General features: G+C 68.6%; 9 protein-coding genes. 3 read left to right on the forward strand and 6 right to left on the reverse strand.

What is annotated here, in order from left to right; translation table 11 throughout:
* Positions 1 to 33 precede the first annotated feature (33 nt).
* From KEG57_RS35510 to KEG57_RS35520, 3 genes are read right to left on the reverse strand one after another with little or no spacing between them, the layout of a single operon-like run.
* Entirely contained in the window at positions 34 to 993 is a 960-nt protein-coding gene (locus KEG57_RS35510) for an ABC transporter permease (protein ID WP_272426672.1), read from the reverse strand.
* On the reverse strand, positions 990 to 2492 hold the full coding sequence (locus KEG57_RS55805) for a sugar ABC transporter ATP-binding protein (protein ID WP_272426671.1): 1503 nt from the start codon (positions 2490 to 2492) through the stop codon (positions 990 to 992). Before KEG57_RS55805 ends, KEG57_RS35510 begins: the two co-directional genes overlap by 4 nt.
* A complete protein-coding gene (locus tag KEG57_RS35520; protein WP_272426670.1) occupies positions 2489 to 3475 on the reverse strand; it encodes an ABC transporter substrate-binding protein in 987 nt (328 codons plus the stop codon). Before KEG57_RS35520 ends, KEG57_RS55805 begins: the two co-directional genes overlap by 4 nt.
* Positions 3476 to 3499: 24 nt before the next feature.
* Between KEG57_RS35520 and KEG57_RS35525 the strand changes: the two genes are divergently transcribed.
* The 3 genes from KEG57_RS35525 (at position 3500) to KEG57_RS35535 (ending at position 7048) form a co-directional block, all read left to right on the forward strand.
* A complete protein-coding gene (locus KEG57_RS35525; protein WP_272426669.1) occupies positions 3500 to 5164 on the forward strand; it encodes an FGGY-family carbohydrate kinase in 1665 nt (554 codons plus the stop codon).
* A gap of 19 nt (positions 5165 to 5183) precedes the next feature.
* Positions 5184 to 6485: an acetyl-CoA hydrolase/transferase family protein gene (locus tag KEG57_RS35530; RefSeq protein WP_272426668.1), complete on the forward strand. Its 1302-nt coding sequence runs from the start codon at positions 5184 to 5186 to the stop codon at positions 6483 to 6485.
* 95 nt (positions 6486 to 6580) lie between these two features.
* Positions 6581 to 7048 (forward strand): thrombospondin type 3 repeat-containing protein, encoded by a 468-nt coding sequence (locus KEG57_RS35535; protein WP_272426667.1) that lies wholly within the window; start codon positions 6581 to 6583, stop codon positions 7046 to 7048.
* Between the two features lie 4 nt (positions 7049 to 7052).
* On the opposite strand, the gene KEG57_RS35540 is transcribed toward KEG57_RS35535, so the two are convergent.
* The 3 genes from KEG57_RS35540 to KEG57_RS35550 form a co-directional block, all read right to left on the reverse strand.
* Positions 7053 to 7745 (reverse strand): hypothetical protein, encoded by a 693-nt coding sequence (locus tag KEG57_RS35540; RefSeq protein WP_272426666.1) that lies wholly within the window; start codon positions 7743 to 7745, stop codon positions 7053 to 7055.
* A 157-nt stretch (positions 7746 to 7902) separates the two neighbouring features.
* On the reverse strand, positions 7903 to 9678 hold the full coding sequence (locus tag KEG57_RS35545; RefSeq protein ID WP_272426665.1) for an MSCRAMM family protein: 1776 nt from the start codon (positions 9676 to 9678) through the stop codon (positions 7903 to 7905).
* A gap of 664 nt (positions 9679 to 10342) precedes the next feature.
* Positions 10343 to 10639 carry a hypothetical protein gene (locus KEG57_RS35550; RefSeq protein ID WP_272426664.1) on the reverse strand — a complete coding sequence of 99 codons (297 nt, stop codon included), beginning with the start codon at positions 10637 to 10639 and terminating at the stop codon, positions 10343 to 10345.
* Between the last annotated feature and the right edge of the window lie 17 nt (positions 10640 to 10656).

Consider the following 10656-nt stretch of genomic DNA (forward strand, 5'->3'; position numbering starts at 1 on the left):
GACCGCGATGCGGTCGATCCAAGGGGCATCGGTTCAGCGGCGCGTTTCGCTCGCGCGCCGCGCGCGATCGAGCGCGACCGCGGTCACGACGATCCCGCCCGTCACGATGTCCTGCACCCAGTTGTCGATGCCAAGGTAGGTCGATCCCGTGCGGATCACGGTCATCAGGAGGGCGCCAAAGAGCGCGCCCGCAACCGAGCCTTCACCACCCGCGAGGGAGCCGCCGCCAATCACCACAGCCGCGATCACCTCGAGCTCGAGGCCAATCGAGTCCGTTGGATCCCCAACCGTCAACGTCGAGAACTCCATCACACCCGCGAGCCCGGCGAAGAGGCCCGCAAGGCCGTAGACGAGCCATTTCACGCGCTCCACGCGCACGCCGCAGAGCCGCGCCGTGGCCTCGTTCGAGCCGATGGCCACGATGTGCCGGCCGCCTTTGGTGTACACAAGCATCGCGGCCACGAGCGCGGAGGTGGCCAGCATGATCCACACGCCCGGCGGAAACAGGGCCCAGCCGTAGCCAGGCGGGAGCGGGGCGACGAGGGCCTCGATGCCCGAGGAAGGCGCGTCGATCTTCTGCTCGTCCGCGAGCCCCTTCGCGAGGCCGCGAAGCGCCCGCATCGTGCCGAGCGTCACGATGAACGGCGTGATCCGCAACGTCGTGACAAGCGCGCCGTTCAAGAGCCCCGCAACGAGCCCGCTCGCCATGGCCGCCACGGCAGCGAGGATCGCGGGCGCGCCCTCTTTCAGGCAGAGCGCGCAGACGACCGTGGAGAGCGCGACGTTCGAGCCGACCGAGAGATCGATCCCGCCGAGCAGGATCACGAGCGTCATGCCACTCGCCGCGATCCCGACGACCACAGTCTGGCCAGCCATCGTCGTGAGGTTCTCCGCCCGCGTGAACGAGCCACCCGCGACGATCGCGAAGATCACGTAAACGACGACGACGGCCACGAGCGGGCCGAGGAACGGGTACTTACGCAAGTACTTCATGAGGCCCCTGCCTGCTCCAGCATCACCGCGCGGACATCGAGCTCACCCACCGGCCGCGCCGGGCCGAGCTCGCCCTTGTGCATGACCGCGATGCGATCCGCGATCCCCACGAGCTCCTCGGCCGAGCTCGACACCACGAGCACGGCCTTGTTCGATTCACACGCGAGCCGGTCGATGAGCGCGTAGATCGCGGCGCGGGCGCCCACGTCCACGCCGCGCGTGGGCTCGTCGAGCAGGAGCACGTCGACGTCGTGGTATAGCAGCCGCGCGAGCGCGACCTTCTGCTGGTTGCCGCCCGAGAGCGACGAGGTGGGCGCGTCGGGGCCCGCGCAGACGATGCCGAGCTTCTCGATGAACCGCGCGGCCGCCGCGCGCATGCGAGAAGGCGCGACGAACCCGAGCGGTCCCAGGCCGACGAGCCGCGAAAGCGTGACGTTGTCCGCGATCGAAAGCCCAAGCGCGAGGCCCTCGCCGCCACGATCCTCGCTGAGCAAGCCCACGCCCTGCGCGAGCCGGGCCGCTGGCGAGGCCGGGCCGACGTACGCGCCCACGCGGACCTCGCCGCGGCGCACGCGTTCGAGGCCAAAGATCGCGCGGAGAAGCTCGGTGCGGCCCGAGCCGACGAGGCCGGCGATGCCGAGCACCTCGCCACGGCGAAGCTCGAAGCTCGCGCGCACGGGCAAACCCGCGCCCGCGAGATCACGCGCCCCGAGGACGACGTCGCCGGGGACACGCGGCGATCGGGGGTAGAGATCCTCGATGGATCGACCGGCCATCATGGTGACGATGTCCGCAGGCGTGGCCTCCGCGACGCGCCCAGTCCCGGCCGTGCGGCCGTCACGGATGACCGTGAAGCAATCGGCGATGCGGCGGATCTCGTCGAGGTGGTGCGAGATGTACACGATGGCGAGGCCGGCCTCGCGCAGGCGCGCGACGACGGAGAAGAGGGCCTCGACATCGTCGGCGCCGAGGCTCGACGTAGGCTCGTCGAGCAGGAGCAAGCGGCAACGCGGCTCGGTGATGGCGCGCGCGATCTCCACGAGCTGCCGCTCTCCGGGGCCGAGGTCCCGCACGAGCGCGTCGGGCCGCAAGCGATGTTTCTTCGCGCCCGAAGGATCGATCGCGAGGAGCGCGCGCGCCGCGACCCCCCGCGCTTCCTCGCGCTTGAGGACGCCGAGCCGCGTGGGCTCGCCGCCGAGCAGGACGTTTTCCTCCACGGTCATGTGCGGGCAGAGCGCGCGCTCCTGGCTGACGAGGCGCACGCCTGCCGCGCGGGCGGCGGCGGGGTCTCTCGGCGCGTAAGGCGCGCCGTCGAGCGTGAGCGTCCCGCCGTCCGGCTTGACCGCGCCGGCCAGGATCTTCACGAGGGTGCTCTTGCCCGCGCCGTTCTCGCCGAGCAGCGCGTGCACCTCGCCCGCGCGGACCTCGAGATCGACCCCGGCGAGCGCGATCGTCGCGCCGTAGGCCTTCGCCACGCCGCGCGCGACGAGACCGCTCACTTGCCGAGCCACGGCGTGAGGTCGGGCGCGACGATCGCCTTCGTCTCCGGTTTGTCGAGACTCGCCTTGTCGACGACCACGGCGCCCGTGTCGATGCGCGGCGGCACGGCCTTGCCCGCGAGGACCTCGGCCATCGTGCGCACCGCCTCGTAGCCGATCTTGAAGGGATCCTGCACGACGAGCGCGTCCACGTGCCCGTCCCGGAGCGCGCTCACGAGCTTCTCCGACGCGTCGAACCCGACGAACTTGATCTTGCCGGCGAGACCCGCCTTCCGGAGCGCGAGCAGCATCCCGAACGTGGTCGATTCGTTGGGGCAGAAAACACCGTCCACGCCGCCGCTGCCGGCGTTCTGCGCGGCGAGCAGGCTCTCGGCCTTCTCGAAGGCGCTCTCCGTGGTGGCGCCGCCGTACTGGTTGTCGCTCACGACCTTGATGTCCGGGATCTTCCGGATGGCCTCGAGAAAGCCCTCCTCGCGTTTCTGCGTGCTCGCCGAGCCCTCCTGGTAACGGAGCACCGCGATCTTGCCCTTCTGCCCGAGCAGCGCGGCAAGCTTCTCGCCGGCGAGCCGGCCGGCCGCGAGGTTGTCGGTCGCGACGAAGCTCTTGTGGGCGCTCCCCGCGAGATCCGAGTCGAAGATCACGACGGGGATGTTCGCCGCCACCGCTCCCGCGACGGGTTTTTCGAGCGCCTTGTCGTTGAGCGGCGCGAGCACGATGCCGCTTACGCCCTGGGCGACGAAGCTCTGCACGACATCGATCTGTCCCTTGAGATCGTCCTCCGCGAGCGGGCCCTTCCACACGATCTCCACGCCGATCTCGCGCGAGGCTTTGACGGCGCCCGCGTGCACGGCCTTCCAGAACTCGTGCGTCGTGCCCTTGGGGATGACGGCGATCTTCTTCGCGCCGCCCTCCTTGCGGTTGCACGAGAGCAGAAGCAGCGTCGCGACGAGCACGAGGGCGAAACGAAGGGTCCGGCCAAACATGGGCGCGGAGTATAATCGGCCAGGATGCAAGACCGTCACTATCTCGGGATCGACGTGGGCACAGGCAGCGTACGCGCCGCCCTCTTCGACGGCCAAGGACGCAAGCTCGGGATCGGCGTGCGTCCGATCGCGCTCCACCGCCCCGCGCCGGACTTCGTCGAGCAGTCGTCCGACGAGATCTGGACGGCCGCATGCGAGGCCACGCGCGTGGCCCTCCGCGAGGCGGGCGATCGTCCCGAGCTCGTGGTGGGCGTGGGGTTCGACGCGACGTGTTCGCTCGTGCTGCTCGACGGCGAAGATCGCCCCGTGACCGTCAGCCCCACGGGCGACGATCGCTGGAACGTGATCGTGTGGATGGATCACCGCGCGATCGAGCAGGCGGCGCGCATCAACGCGGGCGGTCACGAGGTCCTGCGGTACGTGGGCGGCGTGATCTCGCCGGAGATGCAGACGCCGAAGCTCGTCTGGCTCAAGGCGCACCTCGCCGCGAGCTACCGGCGCGCGGCGCGCTTCCTGGATCTGCCGGATTTCCTGGCCTATCGCGCGACGGGCAACGACGTGCGGTCGCTCTGCACGACGGTCTGCAAGTGGACGTACCTCGGGCACGAGCCCGGCGCGGACGGGAGCATCGGGCGCTGGGACGACGCGTATTTCCGCTCGATCGGCCTCGGCGATCTCGTCGACGAGGGGTATGGACGCATCGGAACACGCGTGCGTCCGATGGGCGAGCGCGCCGGCGGTTTGACCGAGCGCGCCGCGGCCGAGCTGGGCCTCCGCGCCGGGACGGCCGTGGCGGTGCCGATCATCGACGCGCACGCCGGCGGTCTCGGTTTGCTTGGGATCCCAACGAATGGAGTTGCGCCGGACGAGGCCGCGATGGAGGAGCGGCTCGCGCTCATCGGCGGGACGTCGACGTGCCACATGGCCTCGTCCCGCGAAGCGCGCTTCGTGCCGGGCGTGTGGGGACCGTACAACTCGGCGATGATCCCGGGCCTCTGGCTCACGGAGGGCGGGCAAAGCGCGACCGGCGCGCTGATCGATCACGTCGTGCATTCGCACGCGCGGGGGCCCGAGCTCGCCGAGGAAGCGCGTCGGCGCGGGACGACGGTGTACGCGCTCTTGAACGAGCGGCTCGATGCGCTCGCCGCGAAACACGCCTTCCCTGCGGAGATCACGCGGGACGTGCACGTGCTGCCGGATCACCACGGAAACCGGTCGCCGCGGGCCGATCCGACGCTCAAGGGCATGGTGAGCGGGCTCGGGCTCGCGGACGACGTGGATGCGCTTTCGGTCCTGTACCTCGCGACGATCCAGGCGCTCGCGCACGGGACGCGGCACATCCTCGCGGCGATGAACCACGCGGGGTATCGGATCGAGGCGCTCTACGCGACGGGCGGGGACACGAAAAACCCGATCTTCGTACGGGAACACGCGGACGTGACGGGCTGCCGCGTGATCCTCCCCCGCGAGCCCGAGGCGGTCCTGCTCGGCGCGGCGATCCTCGGCGCCGTGGCCTCGGGCGATCAGCCGACGGTGCTCGCGGCGATGGGCGCGATGAGCGAGGCCGGCGCGGTCGTCGCACCCACGGGCGGCGAGGTCGCGCGCTTCCACGACCGGAAGCACCAGGTGTTCCTGCGCATGTACGAAGATCAGATGGCGTACCGCGCCCTCATGCGCGAAGAAGCGTGACGAGAGGACAGGGAACCGGATGAATTGGCGCGAGCGTTTCGCGGACAAGATCACGACAGCCGAAGGCGCGATACGGGCGATCCCCAAGGGACGCCGCATCCTCATCGGCTCGGGCGCGGCGGAGCCGGCGCGGCTCGTCGAGGCGATGACCGAGAAAGGGACGCACCTCGAAGGCAACGAGATCGTCCATCTGCTCACGCTCGGCCCCGCACCGTACGTGAAGCCGGGGCTCGAAAAACGCTTCCGTCACACGGCGTTTTTCATCGGCGCGAACGTGCGCGACGCGGTGGCCGAGGGGCGCGCCGACTTCATGCCCGTCTTCTTGTCGGAGATCCCGCAGCTCATCTGCTCGGGCCGCGTGAAGATCGACGTGGCGCTCGTGCAGGTCTCGCCGCCGGACGAGCACGGCTACGTGAGCCTCGGCGTGTCGGTGGACATCGTGCGCGCCGCGATCGACACGGCCGATCTCGTGCTCGCCGAGGTGAACCCGCGCATGCCGCGGACCCATGGCGACTCGTTTCTGCACGTGGATCGGATCGCGCACCTCGTGCCCGTCGACGACGAGCTCCCGGAGCGCGAAGCCGAGCCGCTCGACGACGTCGACCGGGCGATCGGCCGCCACGTGGCGAGCCTGGTGCCGGACGGCGCGACGCTGCAGATGGGCATCGGCAAGATCCCGGACGCGGCGCTCGCCGCGCTCGAAGGCCACCACGATCTCGGCATCCACACGGAGATGTTTTCCGACGGCGTGATGCACCTCGTCCAAAAAGGCGTGATCACCTGCCGCAAGAAGACGCTCTTGCCGGGGAAGATCGTGACCTCGTTCGTGATGGGAAGCCGCGCGCTCTACCGCTGGGTGCACGACAACCCCTTCCTCGAGATGCGCTCGTCCAGCTTCACGAACGACCCGTTCACGATCGCGCGGAACGACCAGATGATCGCGATCAACGCGGCGCTGGCGATCGATCTGACGGGCCAGGTCGCGGCCGACACGCTCGCCGGGCGTTTCTTCTCGGGCATCGGCGGCCAGGTGGATTTCATCCGCGGCGCGGCGCGGAGCCGCGGGGGCAAGCCGATCATCGCGATGCGCTCGACGGCGAAAAAAGGCACGGTCAGCCGCATCGCGGCGACACTCGAGGCCGGCGCGGGCATCGTGACGAGCCGTGGCGACGTCCATTACGTGGTGACCGAGCACGGTATTGCCGATCTTTGGGGCAAAAACATTCGCCAGCGCGCGCTCGCGCTCATCGACATCGCGCACCCCGATCACCGCGCGGATCTGCTCGCGGCCGCGAAGCAGCGTCGCTACATTTTCGCCTGATTTCCCCTGCCGGAAGCTGCGCCGAACCCTGGAATTTGGCCCTCCCGGGGCGATACGTCTAGGCTCGGCGCACTTCCTGCTCGGCAGGGGATCACATGCGTGGAACAAAGCGAGCCATTCGTATTGCGGTGCTGTTCGCCGCGCTCGGGACGATGTCCGGAACGATCCACGTGGCCTCCGCAGGCCAGGCGGAATTCCGTGGCCCCATCGATACCGACAGCGACGGCGTCTCGGACATCTCGGACAACTGCCCGCGCGTCGTGAATCCGTCGCAATCCGATTGCGATGGAGACGGGACCGGCGACGCGTGTGACACGGCGAGCGTGATCTCCGAGCAAAAGGTGAACGTCACGCCCGACATGGAGAGCTGCCTGCAGTACAAGTTTCACGGCTGCGCCGGGCCGAAACGCGCGATGGTGCAATACCAGTGCCTCGCGCGCGGGACGTCGTGGACCGAGAATCGCTGGTGCACGAGCGGGCAGGTGCAGCGGAGCAACACGTCGAACTTCCAGACGTGGGAGTATTACCTCCGCAACGTCCCGTGGCCGTCGTGTTCTGAGTGATGGATCAGGGCTGGGCAGGGGCGCTGGCGTCGTCCGCCTTTTTCGCGCGTGACTTCTTCTTCGCCGGGGCTGCCCTCTCGAACAGCGCCGCATAGAGCCCGCGGTGCCCGTCGTCCTCGGCGGCCTTGGCGCCGCGCTTGAGGCTCGCAAAGGCCGTCTCCCAGGCCTGCTCCAGCGCATCCCGCTTCGCCATCGCGTCCGCGCGCGCCTTTTCGAGCTTCGCGATGGGCTTGATGGCGGCCTCGACCTTGCGGGCGGCATTGCCGGTCGCCTTCGCGGCGTCGAGGCTTTGCTGGGAGAACGAGGCCTTCTTTTTGAGAATGGCCTTCTCCAGGCCGAGGAGGACTTTGGCCTCCCTGGCGTACCCGAGCTCCTTGACCTTGTTGGGCGCGGCGACGCCGAAGGGCTTGAACGGATTGGCGCGGGGCAATCCGTCGGCCGGCAGCACGCTCGCGAGGGTATCGACCGAACCGTCTTGATCGACGTCGGCCTCGGCGACCTTCTCCTGCTGCGCGCGCAGGGCCTCGGCTGCCTTTTGCGCGGCGGCCGCCGCGGCGCTGTAGCTTGTGTGGATCTTCTCGAACGCGGCGATCCGCCCGGCGATGGGACTCGTATCGATCGAAGCGGCGGCGCTGAGGACAGCGTCGCCGGCTTCGATCCGTGTCCCGGGGCTGCCTCCGCTCTGGATGGTGGGCATCGTTCCTCCGACCTTTTCAGGGGTGTCCGGATTGGAACGGATCGGGGGGAGCGGATGCAAGTCCTTTCTTTGCGTCCCGGCGTCGCGAGGCCGAGGCGCGCCCTTCGCCGCCGCTGCGGAGGTGGATGCGGCGGCGAAGGGCGCTATCGGAGGTGGATCAGGGATCCACTTCGATGATGCAGGTGTAGGTCCCGGGCATCAGGCCGTTGGCCGCGGCCGTCGCGGGATCGATGAATGCCGCTCCCGAGCTTGCGATCACAGTGCCGCTCGCGTCGCGGCAGGTGATCTTGCTCTTGGTGCCGTTGACGGCCTGGCTCGTGGCCTTGCACTCGATGTTGGTGAGCGGCGTGTCAGTGAACGTGACCGTTGCCGCTCCACTGGCGCACGTCCCGTTCGCGCTCACCACCACGGGTTGCGCGTTCGGATTGTCGATTGCGTAGCCGCTCGGCGCGCCCGTCTCCGTCACGTTGTAGGTGCCGAAGTCCAGATTGTCGACGCACGCGGTGCCATCGGGACCGGTGGTGACGGGGATGGAGCTGCCGGCCGGCGTCGTGATGGTGAAACTCGCCCCGGGGAGCGACGGAACCCCGGCCTTGATCGAGTTCTTGATGATCTTGAGGGCACCGCGCTGTTGGCTGTTGACGTAGATGCACGTCACCGAGCCGCCCGCCGTGAGGTTGATGTCGACCTCCTTCGGCGTGGCCGGGTCCTGCGTCCCGGTGGAACCTCCCGTGCCGGTGCAGCTCACGCTGGTGAATTGGAACCCGGCCGGGTCGGCCCCCTCGGTCACCGTGTACGTGCCGGCCTGCACCTGCGTGATGGACTTGGTATTGCCTGCGCTGTCCGAGGTCGTGTTGCCGACGTCGTTCAGGCTGAAGCTCGTGTTACCGGGGATGGTGGAGGTGAAGCCGAAGTTCTGGTTGAGGCCCCGCGGGTTGGTGCGCTTGATGATATTGATCTCGCCGCAGTTCGCGATCCTGAAGTCGCCCGGGCCCACGAGATCCTTCATCGCCGCGGTCGCCGAGTTTCCGGAAGAGCGGCTGACCGCGTAAGCCTTGCCAAAGCCCTCGCAGACGCCCGGCTGGAAAACCCCGGCGGCGGTCAAGTTGATCCCAGCCTCGCCGAATTCATTGGTCCCGAGGTTATCCGGGGGGCTGGGGCTGATCCCGTCCGTGACTGCCCCAGATGTATTGACCCGCGCTTCGGCGAACCCGAGCGCAGTCAGGTTCGTGGCGGGCCCCCAACATGGCGCGGAGCTGCTGCCTACCTCGCATGGCCCGGAGGTAACCCACCGCCGCAGGGTGATGGTCGGCGTATTGGTCGCACCGCCCTCGAAGTCGTACACGATCAGCATGTCGCCTGCGGTCCGCTGGACCAAACCACCCGAGCCGGCGGGACAAGCGCCGCTCGTGGCCTTGTTGAACTCGAAGCCAATGTGCGCCGACGGCGAGGTCGTGTTCTGCGGGATGCGGACCCAGGCGAGGTTCAGAAAGACGTTCCCGTTCACGGTCTTGGTCGCAAAATAAGCCCGCTCGAGGTCGTCCTTGTTCGGGGGCTTGCCCGTGCCGACCGACGCACAGTTGTTGTCCTGCTTCACCCCGCCGGCGAATGAATTGTCGCTGTTCGAGGCCTGCCGGTCTTCGAAACCGGCGAAGTCCCAGCCCGCGGTCGACTTGGTCGTGGCCCGGTTCGGCGCAGACCCGGTCCACGTGGTCGTGGCGAAGCTGTTCCAGTCGAAGCCGTCGGGGGCCGGCCCCGGCGCGAGGTTCCCATCATCATCCTCGAACCCTGACGCCGTGCCGACCGGGCCAGCGACGATGGCGGACACAGCCGTGCCGACGTGCTCCTCCGGCGGCTCATCCGAACCGCACGCCAGCATTCCCACCATGGCGAGGCATGCCGCTGTGAAGCCACTCCTACGATAGCTGAGCATCGATCCCCCTCCCATTGCGAACAAGACAAGACCCCGGAGTCCGCCCTCGCGCCCATTGCTCGGATCGGTCCCTGTCGTGACGCGCAGGCGCATTCGCGCTCGGGCTCCTCCCGATCGAGCGAATGCGCCGGCATCATCCCGATGCTTCGTCGCCCTCGTCGAGGGCGCCCCGTGGTCGCGCCCCGCCACTGCAACAGCGGGACCTCACCGCGGCGCGAGGCGGGACATTGCTCCCCGTTTGACCGGTCCGATCATCCCGCGTCCGGGCCGAGCCTGGATTTCCATTCGCCACATTCTGCGGCGTCTCGCGCAATTTCAGGTCTGCCCGCGGCGGTGGGGACGCACTGCGATCCAGCATGGGCGCCGTCTTCTGGGCGCCATCGTGTGTAAGTTCCACAACAGGAAACCGACGCGAGGGTGTCCCCGCGATAGCCAGTGCCCCGCTTTTGAACACGAACAGACGACCGGACGCGTGCTCAGCCGTAAAATGGATGGCCCACCGGGAGCCCCGGTACCCGATCCGAACGCTTCGGTGCACCTACCGGGAGCCCGGGTACCCGATCCGAACGCTCCGGATCGCCGACCGGGACGCAGGGTACCCGATCCGAACGCTTCGGATCGCCGACCGGGCCTCCGGGTCCCGAAGCCGAACGCTTCGGATCGCCTACCGGGCGTCCGGGTTCGTCAACAGGCTCCCGTGAAGGACGGGCGCAGCAAGGATGGACTGCCACGCTTGTCGATACGGCCTCGTGTGGAGCGGGTCGTGCACGAGCGCCACGAGTTCCTTTCCCTTCGGTGGCTTGGAAGGATGCGTCTTCTTCGTAGAGAACTTGCCAGCAATGCGGATCCCGGCGGCAGGGCCGTGCTTCCTCTTCCAATCGCGAAAGGAGTGCTCCTTGCCGCGCGCGGCGGCGGCCCAGTCCTTTCGGGCGAACCGGCGGAGCTCCTCGGCGTCGTGCACGAGGAGCTCCGTATCAC

This window comes from Polyangium jinanense, from assembly GCF_028435365.1.

What these genes read in the sequence shown, in the direction of transcription:
- KEG57_RS35510 (WP_272426672.1), bottom strand. Translation starts at nt 993, where the DNA reads ATGAAGTACTTGCGTAAGTACCCGTTCCTCGGCCCGCTCGTGGCCGTC.
- KEG57_RS35520 (WP_272426670.1), bottom strand. Translation starts at nt 3,475, where the DNA reads ATGTTTGGCCGGACCCTTCGTTTCGCCCTCGTGCTCGTCGCGACGCTG.
- KEG57_RS35525 (WP_272426669.1), top strand. Translation starts at nt 3,500, where the DNA reads ATGCAAGACCGTCACTATCTCGGGATCGACGTGGGCACAGGCAGCGTA.
- KEG57_RS35530 (WP_272426668.1), top strand. Translation starts at nt 5,184, where the DNA reads ATGAATTGGCGCGAGCGTTTCGCGGACAAGATCACGACAGCCGAAGGC.
- KEG57_RS35535 (WP_272426667.1), top strand. Translation starts at nt 6,581, where the DNA reads ATGCGTGGAACAAAGCGAGCCATTCGTATTGCGGTGCTGTTCGCCGCG.
- KEG57_RS35540 (WP_272426666.1), bottom strand. Translation starts at nt 7,745, where the DNA reads ATGCCCACCATCCAGAGCGGAGGCAGCCCCGGGACACGGATCGAAGCC.
- KEG57_RS35545 (WP_272426665.1), bottom strand. Translation starts at nt 9,678, where the DNA reads ATGCTCAGCTATCGTAGGAGTGGCTTCACAGCGGCATGCCTCGCCATG.